This window comes from Litoreibacter sp. JB4-2 (genome assembly GCF_055693445.1).
This window is the reverse complement of record NZ_CM146334.1, coordinates 2,566,691-2,590,386: the sequence shown is the minus strand read 5'-3', so window position 1 is coordinate 2,590,386 and position 23,696 is coordinate 2,566,691. Positions and strand designations below refer to the sequence as shown.

The window sequence follows — 23,696 nt, the reverse complement described above, 5'->3', positions numbered from 1 at the left end:
AGGCGCCTAAGTGGTCGATTTGGTCCGGTGCGCAACCATGTGACGGCGCACGATGCCAAACCAATCGCCCGATTCCTTGATCTTCGTCAGCCCGGAATTGAGTATGTCCAGATATTCCTGCATCCGCGGATGCGTGTTTGAAATCACCGCATGCATCGTCACAACCTGGCTTACAGACTCGTTGAACGTGACCATATCGCCAATTTTGAGCTCATTGATCAACCCGGCTGCAGCGTCGGTCGAAAAAGCAACCGCGTCTACGCGACCCGCCTTCAAATCCTCGAAACACGCTTTCGCGGAGGGTGCGCGCACCAAGGTGATGTTCGGCTCAACCAGGTTATGCTCTTCCAGCTGAAACAGCGAGAACGCCGCAGGGCGGCAAATGGTCTTGCCCATTAGGTCGTCATGCGTGTTCAGAACAAGCTCTTCCTTACGGGTAAAATACCCGAAAACCTGTTCAAAAAGCGGCTGTGACCAACCCAAGTTGTTGCACCGGAATTTGGACCCGTCGCCCAAACGCTCCTTGATGTCGCAATTCGGGCGGTACCAAGCCAGCGAGAAATCATAAGCATGATCCGAGATCAGTGGCTGTAAATGCGCGCCCCAATCATTGATAAAATCGATCTGGTAGTTTTCCCCGCCATCAGCGTTCTCCATCGCGACATTGGCAATTTCGACCAACATGCCGCCCTGCTCTTGATCTTCATTGGTAAAAGGCGCCCAGTCGGTCGCTACAACGAAGCGGATCGTACTTGGATCCGGCAAGGGAAGCGCGCCCGTCGTCGTCTTAGGCGCTATCGTCGAAGCGTCCGCTGTCGACGGCGCGAGCGCGGCGTTGAGGCACGGAATTTCAAATTGCATCCCGATCTCAATCGCGCCCGGATTGGGTCCGATCACTTGGGAATTGGCAGTGTAGATCGTCGAAAATTCCTTGGTCGAGCCATAGGCGCGCGCCGAAATACTGCCCAAAGTGTCCCCTGTTTTGACGGTATAGGGAACGCCGCATTGCACTGCGTCCTCCGCCAATGCAGACGCGGCGGTCGAGCTGAGCCCGACAGCCGCAAACAGCGCGCAAGTCGCAAGCCTCTTGGTAGTGCGCATGGTGTGTGTCTCCGTACTAAGTGTGCGACGCCAATGTTTGCGTCAGATTTTTGGCCTGACCCATATTTCGATGAAGCTCTCTTCGCGTCCCGCCACAGAGGCTACGCATTCAACACCCACGCTTCCGTATCCATGGGCGCTCAGGCTAATGGCTTCATTATCCCAGGCCGCCGGGGCGACATCTTTGAAGGCCGCCAGAACATCTTGTGCAGCCTGTTTTGAGCTTTGAATCGCCCGCGCCGCAGTATCGAGGTTCGAAAACCCGACAAAGATGATCTCATGGTTGTCAAAATCGCCCCGTTCAATCGCCTCGGCCAAACGGACAAAGTCGCCACGCATCCGGCCCCGCGCGGCATCCGTAGCAGGGTCGGCATCAAATCGCAGCGACAATTGCTCTGCCACAAACAGCTCGTTTAACATTTGCCCAGCGGTGATTTTCAGGTCTTCCGGCCATTCGGCCGATAAGATCGACGCAAGCCGTTCGCCCTTTATCTCAGAAGAGATCTGGTCGATCCGTTGATGCGCAAAACCTGATGCTGAGATCACGTTTTGGATCGCGTCGCCTGACAGGCTGTCCAGCAGCTTCGTCGTCGCGTCCGGACCAGAGGTCGGCGCAAGGGCGGCATAGCTCGAAACCGTCAGTGGGTAGGTTCCCGCAGAAATTGTGGTGGCGTTTGGATAAACCAGCCCGCCGCAAGCATTGCGGATCGGCGTCGCAATTGATGGATCAATTGCAGTCAAAGTTACCAAACCAATCCCACCGATTGTTTGCGTGGTGGCCAAGGCAAGCTCTTGATCATTTCTCATACGCGAAATCGCCTTACTTGGCGTCAGGCCAAAGGGCGCAAGCACTCCGGCCTCCAAGCTTTCAAGCTGGCTTTGCGCCGTCGCGGCAACAAATGGTTTGATCTCGGTATTGCTGCCACCGAGTTGTTCCCAATTGGTGTAGTCGCCCGAGAAAATCATCGCGACGTCTTCATAGCGCAGCGCATCGACCCCGGTTTTGGCACCCAAGACGATACCAAACGGTTCAATCGCCAGCTCAAAAACCTGACGCTCCGGCGGGCTGCCAGCCGCCAATGGAAGCGCCGCCGCCGTGGCCCGGCTCCCAAGTTCAAAGCGCAGATCTGCACTTCCAGCATCATGGGTATAGTTCAGGGTCGAAATGCCCGACGGGTTCTCAGACTCGATCACAACGCTATCGCTCGCGGTCGTGATCGATACATCCGCGTTGGATGCTACGAAATCCAGTGACAGCAAAGCCTTAAACAACGCCTTCTGCCGCTTGCCTTCAAATGAAACGGTCCATTCTGTGTCGTTCAGCTCAACGGCAACGCCCGGCGGACATGCGCCTTTGCAAACCACCTCGGACGCCGGAACACGAATGACGCCATAGCCGGTTTTGACAGCAATCATCGTGCCATCAAATCCCTGGAACGTCCCTGCAACGCTCAAAAGCCCGTCATCGGTCAGCAATTCAATCTGCTGCGCAGCTGCAAGCTGAGGGCTTGCCAGCACCCCAAACAAAACAACCAAATGCGAAACAGTTTTCATGAAAAAACTCCACCAATTCAAAATCATGAACAAAATCGTCGTGAAATATGGCCAAAACTGGCACGCTTTAAGGTTTTGTTAAGAATTTGGGGTCGTTTGACCTACAATCCGCCCGTTTTCCCCAAACTGTTGAAAATCGTCTGAAACGCGTTTTGTCGCCTCGACCCTCGCGTGGCACCGGCCTGAAACTCGCCGCAGTCTTCATGCCCATCGGGGTGGGGCGTCCAAGGGGCGAGCGACCTGGACGGGCGCTAGTTGCGCAAAGCGGGCAGCCCGACGCCGGTGCTTTCAAACCCGCCATCTGAGGCGATAACCTGCCCCGTCACGTAGCTGGCCTTCTCAGAACACAAAAATACGATCACCTCAGCAATCTCCTGCTCGGTGCCATAGCGGTTCAGCGGAATCGCGTCATGGTAGGCGTCAATAATCTCCTGGGTATGCACCGCCATCGCCAGCTTGGTGCGCACCGGACCGGGGCAAACGCAATTGGCGCGGATGCCAAACTCGCCCAGCTCCGCCGCCTGCTGCTTAGTCAACTGGATCACCGCCGCTTTTGACGTGCCATAGGCCACGCGCAATGTGGACGCTCTCAGCCCCGAAATAGAACCAATATTGACCAATGCCCCGCGTGTTTCTTTCAAAGACGGGATCGCCGCCTGAGAAACCAAAAACACACCATCCAAATTCGTCTCCATCACCCGGCGCCAGCGGGTAAAATCCGTCTCCTCAATCGGGCCGAAATCGGCAACGCCCGCGTTGTTGACGACCGCGTCTATGCGTCCAAATGCGGCGCTAACCGCTACGATCAGCGCCGCCACCGCATCCGGGTCCGAGACATCGCATAGGAATTGCTGCGCGCCCTCAGACGTGGCTTGCGTCAAAGCCTCCGTGTCGCGGTCCACCATCGCGACCGCCCAACCCTGATCCAGAAACAACCGCGTCGTTGCCAACCCGATCCCACGGGCCGCGCCCGTCACCAATGCAACCTTTGTGTCCATGCTCACCCCAAAACCTGACCGCGCCCATCAAAACCAACGCACCACGAAAAGGCCAGCAATAGCTGCAAATAACCCGGTCAAACTTGGCCTCATACACCCCCGGTTGATCCAAATTTTAAAGAGTTTGAGCTTTACGAAACGCCCTCGAATTTGCGATCCAATGCGCGGGTGGCGTGAAACTGTAAACGGTATGAAAATGGCTGTCGCCAATCTGGATCTTCCTACCCACAAGCGGTTTTTCGCCAATAATTTTGCGCCCCACGATCTTTGCGCGATGTTAACGGACCGGATCATAGAAATCAGGCCAATTGAGTTTTTACGAGTATTGCGGCGATCCGAAAACATGCGGATCAAAGCCACTGGTCCCTGCCAGGGCGTCGCGCATCTTTCTGCGAACCGAAAGGGGTTGGCATGATCTTAGCACAGGAAAGTCAAAACGGACGCGGCGCAAATGAAGCAGCGCATCAGCACGGACCCGGCGGCCACGATCCGTCCGCCGCTGATAGTCCATGCGGCTGCGACTATGCCTGCGACTGCGCCTCCAATGAGGTCAATCAAACCATAAACGAAAACGGCGATCAGCCCGGCACGACAGCCAGCACAGCCGCAATTTCCGATGGTGACGTGTTTAACGGCGCCATAGACACAATTGGTGACACCGATTGGATCCGCATCATCGTCCCCGCACAAACCGCCGTCGACATCGTTATGACAGCGTCAGGCGCCGGGTCGGTGCAGGATCCATTCGTGCGGCTGTACGATTCAGAAGGCAATTTTGTCAAAAATGAATCCAGCTACACGGCTGACAGCTCAACGCTGAACTTCAACAACACCAGCGATACAGACCGCACCTACTATATTTCGGCGGAGGATTACGGCAATAACGACACAGGCACCTACGCGCTTACTGCAACCTTTAGCGAAGCGCCGGAGGTTGAAACCTACACGGTCGCGCAGGTCGTCGAGCAGCTGACCGAAGATTTTTGGGTCTGGTCCGGCCAATCCTCGACACCGACCACTTACTCTTGGGATGTTAGCCCCGGCGACGACATTGATGTCGATATTTCAGCACTGGACGCGGGCGGGCAAGCCTTCGCGCTCGCCGCCATGAGCGCATGGACCATGGTTACCGGCATCGGTTTCAACCTGACGTCGCTGACCAGTGGCCAATACGGCATAACCTTTGACGATGCGGTCGCCGGCAGCGCCTATGCCAGCTATTCAAGCTCGGGCGGCGATATCGTAAGTGCCTCCATCAATATCGGCGCCGACTGGATCCAGAATGACTGGTCAAACGATGGCGCAGGCGGCGCAAATCTCGACTATTCCAGCTATTCGCTTCAAACCTATATCCACGAAATCGGCCATGCCATGGGGCTTGGGCATGGCGGCAATTACAACGGCAGCGCGCGCTACGGCGTCGACAACAATTACACCAATGACAGCTGGCAAATGAGCGTCATGTCGTATTTCAGCCAGTCTGAAAATACGGCAATCGACGCGTCATTCGCCTATGTCATGACCCCGATGACAGGCGACATCGCGGCGATGCAGGCGCTCTACGGCGTCGATGGCGCAATCCGCGCTGGCAACACTGTCTATGGCGACGGCTCAACCGCCGGCGGCTACTACAACGACATGTTTTCCGAAAACAGCGCGACATTCACGATCATCGATGATGGCGGTGTCGATCTTTTGGATTTCTCGGACATCACCACCGCAAATCGCATCGACCTCACACCCGGTTCCATTTCCGATTATCGCGGATTACGCGGAAATTTGTCGATCTACACGGATACCGTGATCGAAAACGTCATTCTTGGCAGCGGCGATGATGAGGTTTTGGGCAATGATGCCGACAACATTCTGGTCGGCGGCGCGGGCAATGATGACCTCAACGGTGGCGCTGGCCGCGATGTGATTTACGGCGGCGGGCAAGATGACACGCTCACCGGTGGCGCAGCCAACGACGTTTTCGTTTTCGGCGCCAATCGCGGCCAAATTCTCGATTACAGTTTTTCCGATGTGAACACCCAAACAGGCGTGCTGACTGGCGATATTGTCCACCTTGAAGGGCAAGAAACCTATACGCTGGGCACGGTCGGCGGCATGGTTCAAATCGGGGATCTGGCCATTCAGGCCGTTGCCGCAACTGGCAACATCGCTGTCGTCGCATCGCTGACCACCAACCTGACCAGTGCATGGGACCTCGGCGATCCTAGCTTTGACGACTTTTCGCTCGCCGGAAAGACAGTGAAAGTCCACGACGCCGGTACGGAAGAAGCATTCGCGCAACGCAGCTTCACCTATGACAACAATGCCAACCTGACCGTCTATACAACAAGCAATGACGATGGCAGCTCCGTCACCATCGATCTCGACTCTGATGGCACTCGAACCTGGGAACAAATCTCGTCCTACAAAGACGAACAGGGCCGGGAATATGACTATCGGATCGACTACGACAACGGCATTCAGATACGCACGATCTCAGACGTCGAGGCGATCAACACATGGGATACCATTGAGGAATATCGCGATGGTGACGATGTGCTCTACGACAAACGCACAAATTACGACAATGGCACTCAGCTGCGCGTTATCTTCGACGACGCCAACACCGAAATCTGGGATACAATCCTCGAATACCGCGACACAGCCGACGCGCTCTACGAGAAGCGAACCAACTATGACAATGACACGCAGCTGCGCGTGATTTTTGACATAGACTCCACTCAGACCTGGGAAACGATCTTCGAATACCGCGACGAGAATGATGCGCTCTACGACAAACGCACCAATTTCGATACCGGCGAGCAGACGCGTCTGATCTTTGACGTCGCAGATTCCGGAAACTGGAACTTCATCAATGAGACGCGCGACGCTGCAGATCGGCTCACCAAGAAGGTCACGGATTTCGAGAATGGCAACCAGCGGGTCGCTTTGTTTGACGTCGATGACGAATATACTTGGGACATTTATAATCGAGTATTCGACAGTTCCGGCACACTCTTGTCAGAAGAATACCTCTAGGATCAGACGTCACAGATCTGACCGAGACGACAATCCCGTGACCCCTTTGAAACTTCTCGGACCATTTGGGTTACATTCGCGACATCGTCTAGGTACTCAAAAGAATTAACCGGCAATCACGCAACTTATTTGCGATGCCGAGAATTGCGACAAAATTCCAGTGGACCTAGAAATCCTACGACATAATAGGTGTCAAACCATCGCCGCCAGATTATGCCCAAGCCATGCAATTCAAAGGTTAGCCTCGCACCAACCTGCCAATCGAATGCGACAGAACCGCACCAGTCGCCGCGACCGGCCCAAGTCCGGCCTCTTGTCTCAGCATCGACCAGGTCGCAACTGTCGCTTTGCGAACATCAGCGCTAAGCGACCCCTTGAACCTGCGGTGAACAGCCAATGGATCCGAAAGACCGATGCATTTTTCGGTCCGGCCAAGCAGCTTTAGCCAAAGCGCAAAATCATGGCGCATTGCGATATCTGGCATCGGCTGCTTGCCCAACTGTCGCGTATCATAGACCGCCGTAAGACACCCAATCCTGTTTCCCCACAAAAGGGACTGCCGTGTTATCGCAGGCGGCGGAACCCGCCGGATCGTGCGGTGCGGTGTCTTTTCGACATAGTATCCCGTGCAGGAAAACGCAGCTTCGGTGCGGCACATTTCGTCAATCTGCACATCCAGTTTGCTCGGCAACCAAAGATCATCCGAATCCAAGAAAGAAATGAAGCGCCCCCGCGCGCGTTTAAGGGCCGCGTTGCGCGCACGCGCTGCGCTGTCATATCTGAACGGGTCCAAAATTTTGATCCGCGGGTCATAGATCGCGTCACCCAAATATCGGGTCGCCAAATCCGCGACCCCGTCTTGCGCGATCAACAGCTCCCAATCCTCAAAACTTTGAGCCCGCACAGAAGCAACAGCCTCCGCAACAGTCCCCTGTGCCGCATGAAAAGGCATCAAGATCGACACCAGTGGTCTATAAAGAACACCCATGCTTTCAGGTCACACATGCTTTGAGGCTACGAATGACTGTCTCCTGATCATCACTCGCCAAGTAAGGGTGCATTGGTAAACTCAGAACGGTCTTTGAAAGCTGTTCGGAACAATCCAAACCAGATGGGTCTTTCGGGAAATCCTGATAAGCAGCCAGCAGATGCAGAGGCGTCGGATAGTAAATCTGGGTTGGCACATGTGCCTGTGCCAGTTCTTGTTTGACCCGATCACGCGCTACCAAATCTGGCAACTTGATGGTATATTGCGCCCAGCTCGACACTCGCCCATCGGCAATCACAGGTGTTTTGACATAGTCTGCAAGCGCCGCTGAATAGGCCGTTGCGATATCTTCACGCACCGCCAGTTCATCCGAAAAAATCGCCAGTTTTTCGCAAAGAATTGCCGCTTGAAGCGTGTCTAAACGGGAATTTAGGCCAACCCGCAGATTCTCGTATTTGTGGGTTCCTTTCCCATGAACGCGGAGCGACCGTAGCCGTTCGGCCAAATCTTCATCGTCACAAAAAATCGCGCCGCCATCGCCGTAACATCCCAAAGGTTTCGCTGGAAAAAACGAGGTCGTCGTCAGCACCCCATTTTGGCCGGACGCTTTCCCATTGTAACGACTGCCAAATCCCTGCGCGCTGTCTGAAACAACATGCATTCCAAACGACATAGCGATCTCGGTCAGCGCATCGTAGTCTGCGGGTTGGCCAAACAAATCGACCGCAATCACCACCAACGGGCGCAATCCAAGTGAAACTGCGAGTTCAACACAACGAGCAAGGCTATTTGGATCGATCGTGAATGTAGACAGGTCGCAATCGACCAATACGGGCGTCGCGCCAACCAGTGGTGCCACTTCGGCTGTCGCGGCAAAGGTAAAACTTGGGCAAAATACCGCATCACCTGGCCCGACCCCGAGAGCCATTAAGGAAAGTTGCAACGCGTCCGTCCCATTCGCGCAACTGATCGCGTGTTTCGCGCCGTTGAATTCGCAAAGCGCCTGTTCCAGCTCCTCAATTTCTGGGCCCATGATATAGTGACCATGTGCCAAAACCGACGCGATACGTTGATCAAGCTTGTGTTTGATGCGTTCCTGTTGGGCCGCGAGGTCAATGAACTGCATCAGACCTACTCGACAAGCTGCGCTAAATCTGGGTGCGCCTCACCTGCCTTTGGCTCTAGCTTTGCCCTACGGATCGCTTCGACCATATCAATCGACGGGCGCGCAACATCCAAGCCAAAACCACGCCCATCCAAAACCGCGCTGTAGCTTGCCGTATGCAAATCCGTAAACCCGCCTGAAAACTCGATCTCGGCGCCGTCCACAGTTATGGATCGATAGGTCGACTGCCCGTCAGGTGTTTGCCGGGGCAAATGCGCCCGGTTGATTGACAATAGCCAACGCACTTTCGCCCGCTCGAACTGCAAAAACCCAGCCGCGCAATCATCAGCTCTATGATGGACCGCGCTGTGCTCCAACGCGCCAAAAACGAAGCCGAGCATATCAAAGAAATGGACGCCAATATTGGTTGCGATGCCCCCAGATTTACGGTCATCGCCCTTCCAACTGGAATGATACCAAGCACCGCGAGAGGTGAAATAGCCAAGATCAACCTCGTGCATCTTGCCTTTTGGCGCAGACAAAACACGCTCTCGCAATTCTAGAATTGACGGGTGCAATCGCAGCTGGAGTATGGAATTCACACGCCTTTTCGCGGATGTTTCCAATGCCCCAAGAATGTTCAGATCGTCTGAATTCAGCACCAATGGCTTTTCGCAAATGACATCCGCACCAGCACGCAGCGCGAAACTGATATGTGACCGGTGCAAAAAATTCGGCGAGCAAATGGACACGATATCGACGGCCCGTTCGCCATCCTTCGCCGCGTGTACATAGTCTTCGAATTCTTCAAAAACGGTGAAAAATTTTGCATCGGGAAAGTATCGATCCATGATGCCAACGCTGTCATTGACATCAAAGGCGCAGTCCAAAACCCCGCCGGTCGCTTTGATCGCCTCTAGATGGCGTGGCGCGATATAGCCCGCAGCACCGATCAGGGCGTAGCGTTTCATAGCGCTGCTCAAGCCCGCACGACATTTGTTGCATCAGGAAATTTGCCGCGCGTGTCGACAATCATCTGCGCGTTTTGAGCAATCAGATCATAGTCAAAATCACTATGATCCGTCAGCAAAAGAACCCCGTCATAGCTGGCAATCACATCGGGCGACAAATCAACGGAGGACAAGTCAAAGCTATGATCACGCATTTTGGGGAAAGACGGCACATTAGGGTCTGAATAGGCCACATTCGCCCCCCATTTCTGCAAGATATCCATCACAAAAACCGACGGGCTTTCGCGCATATCGTCAACATTGCGCTTATACGCCACACCCAACGCCAGCAGTTTGGCGTCCTTCAAGCTTTTCCCGTTTTTATTGAGCGCGCGGACGGTCTTATCAACCACATATTGCGGCATGGAGGCATTCACCTCCCCCGCCAGCTCAATAAACCGCGTGTGAAGCCCGTATTCGCGGGCTTTCCACGTCAGATAAAACGGGTCGATTGGGATGCAATGCCCGCCAATTCCTGGGCCCGGATAGTAGGCGGTAAACCCGAAAGGTTTGGTCTTGGCCGCGTCAATGATCTCAAAAATATCCAGGTCCATCGCATCGGTGACCGTCTTCATCTCATTGACCAGGCCGATATTGATAGACCGGTGGATGTTTTCCAGCAGTTTCACCATCTCCGCCGCGCGGGTGGAGCTGACAGGAACCACCTTGTCGATAAAACGCCCATACAAAGCCTGACCCTTTTCAAGACAGGCCTCCGTATGTCCGCCAACAATCTTCGGGATCGCGCGGGTCGGGAAATTCGCGTTGCCCGGGTCTTCGCGCTCGGGCGAATACACAAGATAGAAATTCTTGCCCACTTGCAGGCCGGAATTGATCACGTAAGGCAGCAAAACCTCTTCGGTCGTACCAGGCCAGGTCGTGCTTTCCAGGCTGAGAAGCTGGCCGGGGCGCAGATAGGGCGCAATCGAGTCCATCGTCGCCGTCACATAGCTCAAATCGGGCTGCCTGCGGCTATCCAAAGGCGTCGGCACGCAGATAATCAGCGCGTCACATTCAAGCGCGCGCGAAAAATCCAGCGTCGCTTCAAAACCGTCGCGCCGCATCGCTGCAATCTCGGCATCTGCGAGATGTTTGATCGGGCTGCGACCGGCATTCAATGTTTCAATCCGTTCCGGCTCGATATCAAAGCCAATCACGGATCCACCGGTTTCAGAGATCTCGCAAAGCCAGCGGAATTCCCACATAGCCCAGTCCAAAAATTCCAACAGTTTGCATCAGGGTCCTACTCAGTAACAGGCATGGATCGTCAGGCGGCACGCTTGAAATAACTCCCCGAAAAATGTTAAAAACGAGTTTATTGAAATAACGCGAAAGCCGTTTGGCTGCATGTTCACCAACCGCACGATCCTGCTTTCCGACTTGTTAAAATCCTGCGACCTGACGGTGGTGCGTGACGCTGAAATTGCCTTCGCGGGCAAGCTCTCGACCCCTCTTGAAAACCGAATTGCGCCCGTCGCAAACGCGCAACATTTAGAAACAGCGCTTGCTGAAACAGGCATCACCGCGCTGATCGTGCCCCCGGATTTGGTAGATGAAATTCCGCCCGCTCTTGGCGTCGTCAGCGCAGCCAAACCCTTGATCGGATTGGCGCAAATTCAACATGCCCTGGTGGCACAACCAGACCTGCAATGGACCAGTTTCAAAACCCGGATCGATCCAAGCGCGCAGATCGACGGCACTGCAAAAATTGCGCCCCATGACGTGATCATTGGCGCCCGAACCACCATCGGGCCCGGCGCTGTCATCGAGCCACGCACGCGCATTGGGTCAGATTGTCATATCGGTCCGCACACGCATTTGGGCGCCCCGGGTTTCGAACGGGACGCCACCAGATCCGGGCAACTTTTGCCGCAATCAGGGGGCCTCGACATTGCCGACCGGGTCACAATTCAATCCAGCTGCACCATATCGCGCGCCATTTTTGGCGGCTTTACCCGGATCAGCACGGGCAGTTTGATCGATTCTGCTGGTCTCGATTTCGCATGACTGCCAGATTGGGCCCGACGCAACCATTTGCGCAAAGGCCAGCCTTTCGGGGCGCGTTGTCATCGGCGCGAAAGCTTATATCGGGCCGCAAGCCGCCATTTCCAATGGGATCGCAATCGGCACTGGCGCGCATGTCACCATCGGTGCCACGGTCACCCAAGATGTTCCCGACGGTGCAAAAGTCTCCGGCAATTTCGCACTGCTCCATGACAAATGGCTCAAGCTGATCCGCCAGTTCCGCTAAGAGCTTATTAACCAACTTCCACTCTTATGCCCGTGTTTTGGTGCAAATTCCGGCAACGTCCGGGGCAAGAAGGGTGTGTGTCGCGGCCATGCTGCAAAAGGTCAAAAACAAGCGGGTCGCGATGATCGTCCCGAATATCTGCAACCTCGATTACCGGGTCGTGAAGGAAGCCGAAGCGCTTGCCTCCTGCGGCTATGAGGTGCGGGTTTACTGCATTTGGAAACCCGGCATCAAACTGCCCATCCGCGAAGAGCTGAACGGCGTCACCTATATCCGGCGGGAATGGAACCTCGTGGGGCTGGTCAAACACCAGCTCTTTGGTACGCCGCTTCCGTCAGACACGGTTCGCATCAAACACCGCTACCAAGAGGGGGAGGACACCTAATGAACCCCATCAGACCCCTCGCAAAGCTTGGCAGCCGCTTGCTAAACGCGCGGTTCAAAAAGCTCAGCCTGATGTTTCATACGTGGTTCTGCGACATGTCTCTACGCATGGTGTTTCAAGACGAAATTGCAGAATGGCAGCCCGATATCGTCCACGCCCATGACGGCATCGCGCTGCCGGTTGCCGCCAAAGTCGCGCAAAAATGCGGTGCCAAGCTGGTTTTTGACAGCCATGAACTGGAGGCGCACCGCAATCCACCTCTGCCATGGATCCGTAAAATGCAGGTGGTGCGGCTGGAAAAAACCTATCTGCCAAAAGCCGACATCGTGCTCACTGTCGGCCACAAAATCGCGGAATATCTAGAAAAAACCTACAAAATCCGGCGGCCTATCGTGCTCTATAACAGTCCCCGCCGCGATCCACTGCCGATCCCCGAACGGCTGCGCACACGCGACCGCACGGACCTGCGCGATGAATTGATGATCCCCCGGAACGCTTTCCTGATCGTCCACACTGGCAACGTCACATTCAACCGCGGCATAGAGCAATCGGTCATTGGACTGTCCAAAGCCGCCGAGGACCCTGAATTTCGACGCACTTATAAAGGCGGCATCCACTTCGCGATGGTCGGCAACACCGTTCCCGCGGTCGTCAACCGGATCAACGCGCTACACAAGAAATACGGCGCGGCGATCAGCCTGCACTACGTCCCGCCCATCGCGCCGAACCAGATCATCGACTATATCAAAACCGCCGATGCCAGCATCTCCCCCGGCATTCCGCTGGTTCTGTCCTACGAATTTGGCATGCCCAACAAGCTGTTCGAGGCGATCCTCGCCGGTCTTCCCATCGTCGCCGCCGATTTGGTCGAAAAGAAGAAACTGGTCCACGATTATGGGCTGGGGCAAAGCTATCAAGCCGACGATACCGACCGACTTGCCGACGCGTTCCTGGAGGTCGCGTTGAACTACGAAACCTACCGCCGCGGCGCAAACCGCCAAGCCGAACTGAACGAGCTGTTTTCATGGGAGGCGCAGGAGCAAAAGCTCATCGACGCTTACAGCGAACTATGACCCAACCAACCATCGAAAGCCTCACCACCTATCTAAGCGCCTCATTCAATGGCACCCCAATTGCAGCACCCGGCACGCCCATCGCGAAACCAGTCCCTCTAGGTCGCTTTTCAGCCGGAACAGTGTCTTTTTGTACGAAACCGCAAATCCCTAATTCCGCGCTCAACGTCACGTCTGGCCTGCTTCTTTGCCAACCGGAAGCGGTGCAAGACAACGCCAGCTCAACCCTGTTCCCCGTCGACAACCCGCGCCTTGCATTCGGCAAACTGGTCGCCAAGTTCTTCGCGCCCGAAACGCCGCCAAGCATTCACGCCAGCGCCGTCATTGACCCCTCCAGCTCGATTTCTGACGCCGCCTCCATCGGTCCCGGCGCCGTCATCGGTCCGTCTTGCAAGATCGGCGCCCACACCCAGATCGGCGCCAATACCGTGCTCGAACGCGACGTGCAGGTCGGCGCCCATTGCATCATCCGCGCGGGCTGCGCCATCGGGCAGGCGGGGTTCGGCATAGAAACCGATCTCGACGGCTCCAATTTCCAGCTCCCCCATATCGGCGGCGTCGTGATCGAGGACAATGTCACCATCGGCTGCCTTACGACCATCGCCGCCGGCACGTTAGAGCCGACCCACATCTGCGACGGCGCCATGATCGACGATCAAGTTTTCCTCGCCCATAACGTGCATGTCGGCGCACGCTCCCTCGTCATCGCCTGCGCAGAGGTCAGCGGCAGCGTCCATATCGGCGAAGGCTGCTGGATCGGCCCCAATTCATCCATCATGAACAAGGCCACCATCGGCGCGCGCAGCTTGGTGGGGCTCGGCGCGGTTGTCACCAAATCCTGCCCCGAAAACGTGATTCTGATCGGCTCCCCGGCCCGCGTATTGAAGGAACGTTACCCCGAATGATCCTACAAACAGGCCCTAACAAAGCCAAACACGCCCTCCTTCTGTCGGCCCACACCGATGATTGCGAGATCGGAATGGGCGGCACCATCGCCCGGCTCGTCGAGGCCGGGTTCACCATCAGATGGCTGATCTTTTGCAACGCCTGGCAATCGCTGCCCAAAGGCTTTGACAAGAAGACCCTTCTGTCCGAACAGCACGCCGCCGCCCGCGCCTTTGGGATCAGTGACGGTGCGCTCGACATTTTCGACATCCCGGTCCGCCACTTCCCCGAATTCCGGCAGGAGGTCTTGGAAACCCTCGTCGCCGAGGCCCGCGCGCATCCCCCGGATCTGGTCTTCTGCCCGTCACTGCAAGACCGCCACCAAGACCACCTCACCCTCGCGCAGGAGGCCGAACGCGCCTTCAAACGCACAACCTTGCTGGGCTACCATCTGCCATGGAACCTGACCCACAGCATTCAAAACGCCCATATCGCGATTGATAAGCCGCATCTGTCGAAGAAACTCAGCGCCGTTTCTTGCTATAAAAGCCAGGCCGACCGGCTCTATTTTCAGAAAGGTGCGATCGAAACGATGCTCAGATCCGCCGGTCTTGCCTCCGGGCACGCAATGGCGGAACCGTTCGAGGTAATTCGCCTTCATGCGCCAATTTAGACCCTAAATTAGCCAAAATACTATCATACAGCGCCAACAAAACAGGCGCTTCCCGCTGCCAGCTATACGCGTCCAGCACGGTTTCACGCAGCGCAAAGCGCACCGCGTCCGGCGTCTCAACCGCCGCCTGAATAGCCTCCGCCACATCTATGGCAGGCGCGCCCCATGGCACCAAATGAACGCCATCCGCGAAATCCGTTTCACGCCGCAATCGCTCCGTATCGGTCGCCACGACGGGCAATCGCATCGCAAAATATTCCAGTAATTTCACCGGCAAGGACGACCGATACGCCGGCAACGGCTCCGGCAGGCACAATGCCACATCGCAGCCCGCAAGCCGCTGCGCCACATCTGCCCGCGACAGGGCGCCATGCAGAAAAACAAGGTCGCGCGCCGGATGGGTTTCCAACTCAGAGAAAAGCGCCGGCGCCATGGGCCCGACAAGCTCCAACCGCATCGCAATTCCGGCGTCACGTGCTGCCTGCATCGCATCGAACATCCGAAAAGCACCGCGCGCCCGGGTGATGTCGCCTACATAGATGCATCGGGTCACAGGATCATCGCGTTTTTTCCCCGCAACATCCCATTCAGCACCGACCAGAAAATTGCGCAAAACATGCGCGCCCTGAAACCGGTGTTGAAGCTGCACATCCGCCACGATGACAGCATCCGCACGCCCGGCAGCGTAGCGTTCAACATGATCAAACACGCGCGCCACAATCCGGCGCAACCAATGCGGACCCAGCCAGTCGCGCGACAGCGGCGCTTGGCTGAAATCCTCATGTGCGTCATACACAACCTTGATCCCGGCACGGCGCAACGGGCCGATCAAAGGCAGCAGGTCGGGGTCATGCAGATGTACGATCAGCGGGCGGAAATCCAAAACCCGTATATATAGAGTCTGTTTGAACAGCGTAAACCGCTGCAGACGTCCCTTTGGCCGCGGCTCCGTCAAAAGCCGAACGCCATCTTTGACCCGATCCCGAACGCCATCGCCCGGACCCAAAACACCCACGCGGTAGCCCGCCTGCGCCAGCGTCCGCGCCTGCTTCACAAAAATCCGCGTGTCCGTGACATTATGCGCTGACGTAACATGCAGCACGTCCAATCCGCGCGGGGTCATGCGACGGGCACTTTCATATTCGCGCTGTGATGTTCCAACGCTGCATCCAGATCGTCGTAATAGTGCAAAACCCCTTGCTCCAGCACTGCACCTGACGAACACAGCGACTTCAGAACTGACTCGCTATGCGACACCACAACAGACCCGGCACGGTCCAAACGGTCCTCCAAAACGGCACGGCATTTATCCTTGAAAGACGCGTCACCAACAGACGTGACCTCATCAATCAGGTAGTATGAAAACGGAATACCCATAGAGACGCCAAAAGCCAGCCGCGCCCGCATGCCCGAACTATAGGTGCGCACAGGCATCCAGAAACTGTCCCCCAGCTCCGAAAAATCGAGCACATAATCCTCTAGACCACCGGTATCGATCCCGTAAACGCGCGCAATGAATCGCGTGTTCTGCGCCCCGGTCAGGTCGGGGTGAAAACTGCCCGCAAAGCCGATCTGCCACGAAATGCTGCCAGTGCTCGACACTTCGCCGGAATCAGGGCGCATCGTGCCACCAATGATCTTTAACAGGGTCGATTTACCGGCCCCGTTGCGCCCCAGCAGTGCGACGCATTTGCGTTCCGGAAACACGGCAGAGACATCCCGCGCGATATATTTGCGCCCGTCGCCGATCCGGAAAGATTTGGTCAGGTTCTTCAGCACAATCATCGCCGGTCCCGGATCGAATAGGCGACCATCAAGAAGACCGACCAGATCAACACCAGCAGCGTGCCAGCCACGACGGAGATCAGGATGGTGCGCGGGTAAAGCGGTGCATCGGCAATCGTCGGTTCAATATGCACCGCCAGATACTTGGTCCGCCGTTTTGCATCCGCACGCGCGCTGTCAAAGGCGGCGGCCGCAGACAGAAAGGCCTGTTCCGCAAATTCGCGCTCCACAATCAGCGCCTCATAACTCCCAACAATGGCCACCATGTCGCGATCCACCTCGGACGCCAGGCTCGCGCGCTCGCCCTCCAACCGGGTTTTGATCGCCTCAATCCGACGCCGCGCCTGTTCCAGCCGCGTGTCATTTCGGTTCGAAGTACTTCCTTGCAACAGGTCCAGATCAATCATCGCTTCCGCCAGCTGCTGTTGCAGCGCGGCAGACACGCCGCCCTGGCTTTGCACGTCAATCGTTGGGTCAATCAGCTGCGATTCCGCCCGAAACTGGCTCAGCTTTTGTCGCGCGCGCTTTAACCTTTCGCTTGCGTCATTCAGGTCTGCTTCGGCGTATTTAGTGGCATCCTCGCGTGCCCGAAAGCTCAACGTATCCACCAGTTCCTGCGACTGCCGCAGGATCGCTTCATTGATGTTTTGCGCTGAAACAGCGTCGAAAGCGAAGCTGATCACATGGATCAGGCCGCTTCCTTTGTCCAGATTGGCCTGCACCATCCAACGCCAATGCCGCACCAGCTCCTCAACCGGTACATCGGGCGAAATGGTAAACACCGGATCGTCATCAGACCCCGCATATAGCGCGCGCAGCCCAAGCTCTGCATCGATGCTGCGCACGATCTTCTGGCTGCCGATAAATTCATACACGATCTCTGCATCTGCGGTCGTGCCCGTCGACAATTGCCCGAGCCCAGACAACGACTCCAGCGGGTTCACGAACTCCTCCGACCGGATCGAAAACGACATCTCTGAGGCAAACTGGTCCTGCGACCGCTCATGCAGATACCAGATAACGCCCGCCAAAGGTCCAACAACCATCATCAAGAACGACACAACCAGCAGCCGGTGTCGGCGGCGCATCCGCGCTTTTCGGGCCGCGCGGCGCGGGGAATGGCCTTGTCGGGCATGGAATGTGCGGCCTTTATCGCTAGCGGCCCGGGCGGGGCACAAGAAACTGGTTAATCCCACTGTGCCGCGAAACCCTTACTTAATCCTTTCCAAGGATAACAAAGCTGATGAGCCAACCCGCCGCCAATCCATCCTCCCGCTTCCCGCCGCTCGCCCCAGCGGCGCCCAAGGTGATGCGCCGCCATGTTCCGTTTCAAACACTCCGCGTGGTAGCGGCCCTACTCCTGCGGGAGATGACAACAAGCTTCGGTCGCTCCTCCCTTGGCTATCTTTGGGCCTTGTTAGAGCCTATCGGCGTCATCCTCATCTTCACTCTGGCCTTCTCGCTGGTGTTCAAGCAGCCGCCGCTTGGCAGCAGCTTCCCGCTCTTCTATGCAACCGGCTACCTGCCCTTCGGTATCTACAACGCTGCGCAATCCAAAATTTCGGTCTCGCTCAGCCAGAACAAGGCGCTGCTGTTCTACCCCTCCGTCACCTATACCGACGTGATCCTGGGTCGGTTCATCCTGATCAGCATCACGGAGGTGGCCGTCAGCCTGATCCTGTTCACCGGGCTGCTTGTCCATTCCGGCACCACAATCGTGGCCAGCATCCCCTATATCGCCGCCGCTTTGGGCATGGCGCTGCTGCTGGGGGTGTCAATTGGGCTGATGAACGCCACGCTGTTCGAAATCTTCCCGTCCTGGCGCAGCATCTGGCGCATCATCACCCGGCCGCTCTTTTTCATTTCCGCCATCTTCTACCTGTTCGATTCGCTGCCCGCCGCGATCCAGTCACTCCTGTGGTGGAACCCGCTGGTCCATATCGTCGGCACCTTGCGTGCGGGTTTTTACCCCGAATATGAGGGCGCCTATATCTCCTGGCTCTATGTCTGCATGCTGTCGCTGGCCCTGATGGTGATCGGGCTGGTGAACCTGCGCACATCCAACAAATTTATCATAAACAACTGACTGTTTCCGCCCGCGCCGCCCTAACCTGTTGACAGCTGTAGTCAAAATTCGCATCCCCTGAGCGCGTATCTATTTAAGGATTTGGCTCATGAAGATTGCGATGATCGGAACCGGCTATGTTGGCTTGGTCTCTGGGGTGTGTTTCTCAGATTTCGGCCATGACGTGATCTGCGTCGACAAGGACCCCCGCAAGATCGAGCTGCTCGATCAGGGTGAGGTCCCGATATATGAGCCCGGGCTCGACACGCTGATGCATAAAAACGTCGAAGCGGGCCGCCTGTCCTTCACCACCGACCTCAAAACCGCCGTCGATGGCGCGGAGGCGGTTTTCATCGCCGTTGGCACGCCCACGCGTCGCGGCGACGGGCATGCGGATCTTACCTATGTCTACGCCGCCGCCGAAGAAATCGCGAAAGCCGCGACCGGCTACACCGTCATCGTCACCAAATCCACCGTGCCGCTCGGCACCAACCGGCAGGTGAAAGACGTCGTCAGCAAGGCCGCGCCGTCGCTTGAATTTGATGTCGCCTCCAACCCAGAATTTCTGCGCGAAGGCGCCGCGATTGAAGACTTCATGAAGCCCGACCGCGTGGTCGTTGGCGTCGAATCGGATCGCGCAAGCAAGGTCATGGCCGACATCTACCGCCCGCTATACCTGCGCGACTTCCCGATCATGACCACCGATCTTGAAAGCGCGGAGATGATCAAATACGCCGCGAACGCCTTTCTTGCGACCAAGATCACCTTCATCAACGAAATCGCTGCGCTTTGCGAAAAAACTGGTGCTGACGTCAAATCCGTGTCGCGCGGCATGGGGCTCGACAATCGGATCGGCAATAAATTCCTACATGCCGGGCCCGGTTATGGCGGGTCATGTTTCCCAAAAGATACCAGCGCGCTCGCGCGGATCGGGCAGGAACATGCAGCCCCTATGCAGATCACTGAGGCCGTGATGCGCGTCAATGAAGGCGTCAAAACCCGCATGATAGAAAAGCTGCGCGATATTTGCGGCGGCTCTTTTAATGGCAAGACCATCGCGGTGCTGGGCGTCACCTTTAAGCCCAACACCGATGACATGCGCGACGCGCCGTCGTTGACCATCGTCCCGGCGCTTGTCGGTGGTGGCGCAAAACTGCGCGTCGTTGACCCGCAGGGGCAGCACGAAGGCGAAGCACTTTTGCCCGGCGTCGATTGGCAAGATGACCCTTATACAGCCGCGAAAGACGCCGATGCGCTGGTGATTCTTACTGAATGGAACGAATTTCGCGCGCTCGACTTGACCAAAATGGCACGTGCCATGGCAACTCCGCGAATGGCCGACCTGCGTAATGTCTACGCGCCAAAAGACGCAAAAGACGCCGGGTTCGAGGCATATTGCTCCATTGGTCGCGCTGATTTTGGGATTGAATGAGGTCTCTTTGAAAGAGTTTCGGGTGTTAAATGCAGATTGAGAAGACAAAGCTTGATGGAGTTCTGATCTTAACGCCGAAACGCTTCGGTGATGATCGCGGCTATTTCTCGGAAACGTGGAACCGCAACTTGCTGCGTGACCACGGCATTGACTTCGATTTCGTGCAGGACAATCACTCGCTCTCCGCCAATCCCGGAACGGTACGCGGCTTGCATTTCCAGGCGCCCCCAAATGCGCAGGATAAGCTCGTGCGCTGTGGCGGCGGCGCGGTGCTGGATGTCGCGGTCGATATCCGAAAATCCTCGCCCACCTATGGCCAATCGGTCTCAGTGGTTCTCAGCGCGGAAAACGGCAAACAGCTTTTGGTGCCCAAAGGCTTCCTGCACGGATTCTCCACGCTAGAGCCTAATTCAGAGCTTCTGTATAAGTGCACCGATTTCTACGCGCCCGAAAGCGACGGCGCCGTTCACTATGCCAGCGCATCGTTGGGCATTGACTGGCGACTGGGCGATAACACCCCGGAACTGTCCGGCAAGGACGCCGACGCCATTGATTTTGCCGATTTTGAATCGCCCTTTCCCTAGCGCCAACCCAAGGATGACGAGATGAAGATTTTGGTAACAGGGGGCGCGGGCTTCATTGGTTCTGCTGTTGTGCGTCAGGCCATCGCAGACGGGCATCAGATCGTAAATGCCGACAAACTGACCTACGCCGCCTGCCTTGAAAACCTTTCGATGGTGGCCGGTTCCGACGCGTATGTTTTCGAACAATCCGACATCTGCGACGCCACCGAAATGGCCCGCGTGTTCGACGCCCACCAACCTGACGCCGTCATGCATCTCGCCGCCGAAAGTCATGTCGACCGTTCAATCGACGGCCCACGCGACTTTCTTGAAACCAACATCATGGGCACATTCACCTTGCTGCAAGCCGCGCTGACCTATTGGAACACCCGCGGGAAGCCACAAGGTTTTCGCTTTCACCACATCTCCACCGATGAAGTTTATGGCACATTGGGCGCCGAAGGCCAATTCACCGAGGACACACCCTACGCACCAAATAGTCCCTATTCCGCCTCGAAAGCGTCCTCAGACCACTTGGTTCGCGCATGGGGTGAGACTTACGGTCTGCCTTTTGTGATCACGAACTGTTCCAACAATTACGGGCCCTACCATTTCCCTGAAAAGCTGATCCCGGTTGTGATCCTGAATGCGCTCGCGGGCGAAGATATCCCGGTCTACGGCAAGGGCGAAAACGTGCGCGACTGGCTCTATGTTGAAGATCATGCCGACGCGCTCCTGACCGTTCTGCAAAAAGGCCATAACGCGCGGACCTATAATATCGGCGGTGAGAACGAAGCCCGCAACATTGATATCGTCACCACGATCTGCGCCCTGCTGGATGAGCTGCGCCCCAAAAACAAACCCTACGCCGAACAGATCACTTATGTCACCGACCGCCCCGGCCATGATCTGCGCTATGCCATCGACCCCGAGCGCATCCGCACAGAACTTGGCTGGCGCCCCTCTGTAACGCTGGAACAGGGTCTAAAACAGACGGTCGAATGGTATCTGGCCAATGAAGACTGGTGGCGCGCATTGCAATCACGCCAAGGCGTCGGCGAACGCCTCGGAAAGGCCTGACATGACCATCCTCGTTTTCGGCAAAACCGGCCAGGTCGCGACAGAGCTTGCGGCCTTCCCCCAAACAAACTGCGTCGGGCGTTACACCGCCGATCTCTCCGACCCTGAAAGCTGCGCCGCGCTGATCATGGCCGAACGGCCAACCGCCGTCATCAACGCCGCCGCCTACACCGCTGTCGACAAGGCCGAGGAAGAAGAAGCCCTCGCCACCATCATCAACGCCGAGGCCCCGGGCGCCATGGCCAAGGCCTGCGCGACGCTGAACATCCCTTTCGTCCATATTTCCACCGACTACGTCTTCGACGGCACCGGCACCGCGCCGCACACCCCGACCCAGCCCACCGCGCCCATCAATGCCTATGGCCGCAGCAAGCTGAAAGGGGAGCAGCTCATCGCAAGCGCCGGCGGCGTCCACGCCATCCTGCGTACCTCCTGGGTGTTCTCCGCCCATGGCGCGAACTTCCTGAAAACCATGCTGCGCCTCGGTGCCGATCGCGACGCGCTCAGCATCGTCGCGGACCAAATAGGCGGCCCGACCCCCGCCGACGCCATCGCGCAGGCCTGCATCACCATCGCCGAAACCCTGACCAAAGACACCACCGGCATCTACCATTTCTCCGGCGCGCCCAACGCCAGCTGGGCCGAGTTCGCCGAGGCCATCTTCCAGGCCGCCGGTCAATCCGTCCAGGTCACCGGCATCCCCACCAAAGACTACCCAACCCCCGCGCAGCGCCCACTCAATTCGCGGCTCGATTGCGCCAAGATAGGGTCTAACTTCGCCATAAATCAGCCAGATTGGCGTGACAGCGTCGCGCAAATCGTGCAGCAACTGAAAGCATCCTCATGACACGCAAGGGCATCATCCTCGCAGGCGGCTCCGGCACGCGGCTCTACCCGATCACCATCGGGGTCTCCAAGCAGCTGATGCCGGTCTATGACAAGCCGATGATCTACTACCCGCTCTCGGTGCTGATGCTGGCGGGTATCCGCGAAATCGCGGTCATCACAACGCCCGACGATCAGACCCAGTTCCAGCGCCTGCTGGGCGACGGCAGCCAATGGGGGCTCGACCTGACCTTCATCACCCAGCCCAGCCCCGATGGTCTGGCGCAGGCCTATCTGCTGGCGGAGGATTTCCTGGCCGGCGCCCCCAGCGCGATGGTTCTGGGCGACAATATCTTCTTCGGCCACGGCCTGCCTGAGCTGCTCGCCGCGGCTGACGAAACCACCACAGGCGGCACCGTCTTTGGCTACCGCGTCACCGACCCGGAGCGTTACGGCGTCGTCGCCATGGACGAAAACGGCACCGTCACCGACATCATCGAAAAGCCCGAGGTACCGCCCAGCAACTACGCCGTCACCGGCCTCTATTTCCTCGACGGCACCGCGCCGGAACGCGCCAAATCCATTCAACCGTCAGAGCGCGGGGAGCTGGAAATCACCTCGCTCCTGCAAACCTACCTCGCCGATGGCGCGCTCACCGTCCAACGCATGGGCCGCGGCTTTGCCTGGCTCGACACCGGCACCCATGGCAGCCTGTTGGAGGCCGGAAATTTCGTCCGCACCCTCCAATCCCGCCAAGGCCTGCAAACCGGCTCCCCCGAAGAAATCGCATTCGAGCAAGGCTGGATCACCCCCGACCAACTCCGCGCCCGCGCCGAGTTGTTCAAAAAATCCGACTACGGGCAATACTTGCTGGGGTTGCTCTAGGCGGC

Annotated in this window: 22 protein-coding genes; 12 read left to right on the top strand and 10 right to left on the bottom strand. The window is 57.0% G+C overall.

What is annotated here, in order from left to right; genetic code table 11:
* Nucleotides 1–6: 6 nt before the first annotated feature.
* From ACZ1G7_RS12855 to ACZ1G7_RS12845, 3 genes are all read right to left on the bottom strand, one after another.
* On the bottom strand, nucleotides 7–1,101 hold the full coding sequence (locus ACZ1G7_RS12855) for a LysM peptidoglycan-binding domain-containing protein (protein WP_472659789.1): 1,095 nt from the start codon (nucleotides 1,099–1,101) through the stop codon (nucleotides 7–9).
* A 42-nt stretch (nucleotides 1,102–1,143) separates the two neighbouring features.
* Complete coding sequence (locus ACZ1G7_RS12850; RefSeq protein WP_472659788.1) at nucleotides 1,144–2,655, bottom strand: PstS family phosphate ABC transporter substrate-binding protein; 1,512 nt, start codon at nucleotides 2,653–2,655, stop codon at nucleotides 1,144–1,146.
* A gap of 251 nt (nucleotides 2,656–2,906) precedes the next feature.
* The gene (locus ACZ1G7_RS12845) at nucleotides 2,907–3,653 is read right to left on the bottom strand and encodes an SDR family NAD(P)-dependent oxidoreductase (protein WP_472659787.1); all 747 of its coding nucleotides are present in this window, start codon (nucleotides 3,651–3,653) and stop codon (nucleotides 2,907–2,909) included.
* A gap of 411 nt (nucleotides 3,654–4,064) precedes the next feature.
* Here ACZ1G7_RS12845 and ACZ1G7_RS12840 point away from each other — a divergent pair, with 411 nt between their 5' ends.
* A complete protein-coding gene (locus ACZ1G7_RS12840) occupies nucleotides 4,065–6,686 on the top strand; it encodes a M10 family metallopeptidase C-terminal domain-containing protein (protein ID WP_472659786.1) in 2,622 nt (873 codons plus the stop codon).
* A gap of 238 nt (nucleotides 6,687–6,924) precedes the next feature.
* On the opposite strand, the gene ACZ1G7_RS12835 is transcribed toward ACZ1G7_RS12840, so the two are convergent.
* From ACZ1G7_RS12835 to ACZ1G7_RS12820, 4 genes are read right to left on the bottom strand one after another with little or no spacing between them, the layout of a single operon-like run.
* Nucleotides 6,925–7,674, bottom strand: a complete 750-nt coding sequence (locus ACZ1G7_RS12835; protein WP_472659785.1) for a glycosyltransferase family 2 protein — start codon at nucleotides 7,672–7,674, stop codon at nucleotides 6,925–6,927.
* A 4-nt stretch (nucleotides 7,675–7,678) separates the two neighbouring features.
* The gene (locus tag ACZ1G7_RS12830; RefSeq protein WP_472659784.1) at nucleotides 7,679–8,800 is read right to left on the bottom strand and encodes a DegT/DnrJ/EryC1/StrS family aminotransferase; all 1,122 of its coding nucleotides are present in this window, start codon (nucleotides 8,798–8,800) and stop codon (nucleotides 7,679–7,681) included.
* Between the two features lie 5 nt (nucleotides 8,801–8,805).
* The gene (locus tag ACZ1G7_RS12825; RefSeq protein WP_472659783.1) at nucleotides 8,806–9,750 is read right to left on the bottom strand and encodes a Gfo/Idh/MocA family protein; all 945 of its coding nucleotides are present in this window, start codon (nucleotides 9,748–9,750) and stop codon (nucleotides 8,806–8,808) included.
* Nucleotides 9,751–9,758: 8 nt separating this feature from the next.
* Nucleotides 9,759–10,994, bottom strand: coding sequence for a nucleotide sugar dehydrogenase (locus ACZ1G7_RS12820; RefSeq protein ID WP_472659782.1), 1,236 nt, complete (start codon nucleotides 10,992–10,994; stop codon nucleotides 9,759–9,761).
* 142 nt (nucleotides 10,995–11,136) lie between these two features.
* Here ACZ1G7_RS12820 and ACZ1G7_RS12815 point away from each other — a divergent pair, with 142 nt between their 5' ends.
* The 5 genes from ACZ1G7_RS12815 (at nucleotide 11,137) to ACZ1G7_RS12795 (ending at nucleotide 15,056) form a co-directional block, all read left to right on the top strand.
* On the top strand, nucleotides 11,137–11,796 hold the full coding sequence (locus ACZ1G7_RS12815; RefSeq protein ID WP_472659781.1) for a hypothetical protein: 660 nt from the start codon (nucleotides 11,137–11,139) through the stop codon (nucleotides 11,794–11,796).
* A gap of 332 nt (nucleotides 11,797–12,128) precedes the next feature.
* Entirely contained in the window at nucleotides 12,129–12,425 is a 297-nt protein-coding gene (locus ACZ1G7_RS12810; RefSeq protein ID WP_472659780.1) for a hypothetical protein, read from the top strand.
* Complete coding sequence (locus tag ACZ1G7_RS12805) at nucleotides 12,425–13,498, top strand: glycosyltransferase family 4 protein (protein ID WP_472659779.1); 1,074 nt, start codon at nucleotides 12,425–12,427, stop codon at nucleotides 13,496–13,498. Before ACZ1G7_RS12810 ends, ACZ1G7_RS12805 begins: the two co-directional genes overlap by 1 nt.
* A complete protein-coding gene (locus ACZ1G7_RS12800) occupies nucleotides 13,495–14,403 on the top strand; it encodes a DapH/DapD/GlmU-related protein (protein WP_472659778.1) in 909 nt (302 codons plus the stop codon). Before ACZ1G7_RS12805 ends, ACZ1G7_RS12800 begins: the two co-directional genes overlap by 4 nt.
* On the top strand, nucleotides 14,400–15,056 hold the full coding sequence (locus ACZ1G7_RS12795) for a PIG-L deacetylase family protein (RefSeq protein WP_472659777.1): 657 nt from the start codon (nucleotides 14,400–14,402) through the stop codon (nucleotides 15,054–15,056). The genes ACZ1G7_RS12800 and ACZ1G7_RS12795 overlap by 4 nt, the downstream gene beginning before the upstream one ends.
* On the opposite strand, the gene ACZ1G7_RS12790 is transcribed toward ACZ1G7_RS12795, so the two are convergent.
* From ACZ1G7_RS12790 to ACZ1G7_RS12780, 3 genes are read right to left on the bottom strand one after another with little or no spacing between them, the layout of a single operon-like run.
* A complete protein-coding gene (locus ACZ1G7_RS12790; protein WP_472659776.1) occupies nucleotides 14,980–16,179 on the bottom strand; it encodes a glycosyltransferase in 1,200 nt (399 codons plus the stop codon). The two genes, ACZ1G7_RS12795 and ACZ1G7_RS12790, sit on opposite strands and share 77 nt — an antisense overlap.
* Nucleotides 16,176–16,841 carry an ABC transporter ATP-binding protein gene (locus ACZ1G7_RS12785; RefSeq protein WP_472659775.1) on the bottom strand — a complete coding sequence of 222 codons (666 nt, stop codon included), beginning with the start codon at nucleotides 16,839–16,841 and terminating at the stop codon, nucleotides 16,176–16,178. The genes ACZ1G7_RS12790 and ACZ1G7_RS12785 overlap by 4 nt, the downstream gene beginning before the upstream one ends.
* Nucleotides 16,838–17,929 (bottom strand): KpsE/RkpR family capsule polysaccharide export protein, encoded by a 1,092-nt coding sequence (locus ACZ1G7_RS12780; protein WP_472659774.1) that lies wholly within the window; start codon nucleotides 17,927–17,929, stop codon nucleotides 16,838–16,840. Before ACZ1G7_RS12780 ends, ACZ1G7_RS12785 begins: the two co-directional genes overlap by 4 nt.
* A 155-nt stretch (nucleotides 17,930–18,084) precedes the next feature.
* Between ACZ1G7_RS12780 and ACZ1G7_RS12775 the strand changes: the two genes are divergently transcribed.
* The 6 genes from ACZ1G7_RS12775 (at nucleotide 18,085) to rfbA (ending at nucleotide 23,691) form a co-directional block, all read left to right on the top strand.
* Nucleotides 18,085–18,927: an ABC transporter permease gene (locus ACZ1G7_RS12775; RefSeq protein WP_472659773.1), complete on the top strand. Its 843-nt coding sequence runs from the start codon at nucleotides 18,085–18,087 to the stop codon at nucleotides 18,925–18,927.
* A gap of 88 nt (nucleotides 18,928–19,015) precedes the next feature.
* Nucleotides 19,016–20,338, top strand: a complete 1,323-nt coding sequence (locus tag ACZ1G7_RS12770) for a UDP-glucose dehydrogenase family protein (protein ID WP_472659772.1) — start codon at nucleotides 19,016–19,018, stop codon at nucleotides 20,336–20,338.
* Nucleotides 20,339–20,367: 29 nt separating this feature from the next.
* Nucleotides 20,368–20,922, top strand: a complete 555-nt coding sequence (rfbC, locus tag ACZ1G7_RS12765) for a dTDP-4-dehydrorhamnose 3,5-epimerase (RefSeq protein ID WP_472659771.1) — start codon at nucleotides 20,368–20,370, stop codon at nucleotides 20,920–20,922.
* 21 nt (nucleotides 20,923–20,943) lie between these two features.
* Nucleotides 20,944–21,981: a dTDP-glucose 4,6-dehydratase gene (gene rfbB / locus ACZ1G7_RS12760; protein ID WP_472659770.1), complete on the top strand. Its 1,038-nt coding sequence runs from the start codon at nucleotides 20,944–20,946 to the stop codon at nucleotides 21,979–21,981.
* A gap of 1 nt (nucleotide 21,982) precedes the next feature.
* A complete protein-coding gene (rfbD, locus tag ACZ1G7_RS12755) occupies nucleotides 21,983–22,828 on the top strand; it encodes a dTDP-4-dehydrorhamnose reductase (RefSeq protein WP_472659769.1) in 846 nt (281 codons plus the stop codon).
* Nucleotides 22,825–23,691 (top strand): glucose-1-phosphate thymidylyltransferase RfbA, encoded by an 867-nt coding sequence (gene rfbA, locus ACZ1G7_RS12750; RefSeq protein ID WP_472659768.1) that lies wholly within the window; start codon nucleotides 22,825–22,827, stop codon nucleotides 23,689–23,691. Before rfbD ends, rfbA begins: the two co-directional genes overlap by 4 nt.
* Nucleotides 23,692–23,696: the final 5 nt, after the last annotated feature.

What these genes read in the sequence shown, in the direction of transcription:
- ACZ1G7_RS12800 (WP_472659778.1), top strand. Translation starts at nt 13,495, where the DNA reads ATGACCCAACCAACCATCGAAAGCCTCACCACCTATCTAAGCGCCTCA.
- ACZ1G7_RS12810 (WP_472659780.1), top strand. Translation starts at nt 12,129, where the DNA reads ATGCTGCAAAAGGTCAAAAACAAGCGGGTCGCGATGATCGTCCCGAAT.
- ACZ1G7_RS12815 (WP_472659781.1), top strand. Translation starts at nt 11,137, where the DNA reads ATGTTCACCAACCGCACGATCCTGCTTTCCGACTTGTTAAAATCCTGC.
- ACZ1G7_RS12790 (WP_472659776.1), bottom strand. Translation starts at nt 16,179, where the DNA reads ATGACCCCGCGCGGATTGGACGTGCTGCATGTTACGTCAGCGCATAAT.
- ACZ1G7_RS12785 (WP_472659775.1), bottom strand. Translation starts at nt 16,841, where the DNA reads ATGATTGTGCTGAAGAACCTGACCAAATCTTTCCGGATCGGCGACGGG.
- rfbB (WP_472659770.1), top strand. Translation starts at nt 20,944, where the DNA reads ATGAAGATTTTGGTAACAGGGGGCGCGGGCTTCATTGGTTCTGCTGTT.
- ACZ1G7_RS12830 (WP_472659784.1), bottom strand. Translation starts at nt 8,800, where the DNA reads ATGCAGTTCATTGACCTCGCGGCCCAACAGGAACGCATCAAACACAAG.
- ACZ1G7_RS12770 (WP_472659772.1), top strand. Translation starts at nt 19,016, where the DNA reads ATGAAGATTGCGATGATCGGAACCGGCTATGTTGGCTTGGTCTCTGGG.
- ACZ1G7_RS12820 (WP_472659782.1), bottom strand. Translation starts at nt 10,994, where the DNA reads ATGTGGGAATTCCGCTGGCTTTGCGAGATCTCTGAAACCGGTGGATCC.
- ACZ1G7_RS12780 (WP_472659774.1), bottom strand. Translation starts at nt 17,929, where the DNA reads ATGCGCCGCCGACACCGGCTGCTGGTTGTGTCGTTCTTGATGATGGTT.
- rfbA (WP_472659768.1), top strand. Translation starts at nt 22,825, where the DNA reads ATGACACGCAAGGGCATCATCCTCGCAGGCGGCTCCGGCACGCGGCTC.
- ACZ1G7_RS12835 (WP_472659785.1), bottom strand. Translation starts at nt 7,674, where the DNA reads ATGGGTGTTCTTTATAGACCACTGGTGTCGATCTTGATGCCTTTTCAT.
- ACZ1G7_RS12825 (WP_472659783.1), bottom strand. Translation starts at nt 9,750, where the DNA reads ATGAAACGCTACGCCCTGATCGGTGCTGCGGGCTATATCGCGCCACGC.
- ACZ1G7_RS12855 (WP_472659789.1), bottom strand. Translation starts at nt 1,101, where the DNA reads ATGCGCACTACCAAGAGGCTTGCGACTTGCGCGCTGTTTGCGGCTGTC.
- ACZ1G7_RS12840 (WP_472659786.1), top strand. Translation starts at nt 4,065, where the DNA reads ATGATCTTAGCACAGGAAAGTCAAAACGGACGCGGCGCAAATGAAGCA.
- ACZ1G7_RS12845 (WP_472659787.1), bottom strand. Translation starts at nt 3,653, where the DNA reads ATGGACACAAAGGTTGCATTGGTGACGGGCGCGGCCCGTGGGATCGGG.
- ACZ1G7_RS12795 (WP_472659777.1), top strand. Translation starts at nt 14,400, where the DNA reads ATGATCCTACAAACAGGCCCTAACAAAGCCAAACACGCCCTCCTTCTG.
- ACZ1G7_RS12805 (WP_472659779.1), top strand. Translation starts at nt 12,425, where the DNA reads ATGAACCCCATCAGACCCCTCGCAAAGCTTGGCAGCCGCTTGCTAAAC.
- ACZ1G7_RS12850 (WP_472659788.1), bottom strand. Translation starts at nt 2,655, where the DNA reads ATGAAAACTGTTTCGCATTTGGTTGTTTTGTTTGGGGTGCTGGCAAGC.
- ACZ1G7_RS12775 (WP_472659773.1), top strand. Translation starts at nt 18,085, where the DNA reads ATGAGCCAACCCGCCGCCAATCCATCCTCCCGCTTCCCGCCGCTCGCC.
- rfbD (WP_472659769.1), top strand. Translation starts at nt 21,983, where the DNA reads ATGACCATCCTCGTTTTCGGCAAAACCGGCCAGGTCGCGACAGAGCTT.
- rfbC (WP_472659771.1), top strand. Translation starts at nt 20,368, where the DNA reads ATGCAGATTGAGAAGACAAAGCTTGATGGAGTTCTGATCTTAACGCCG.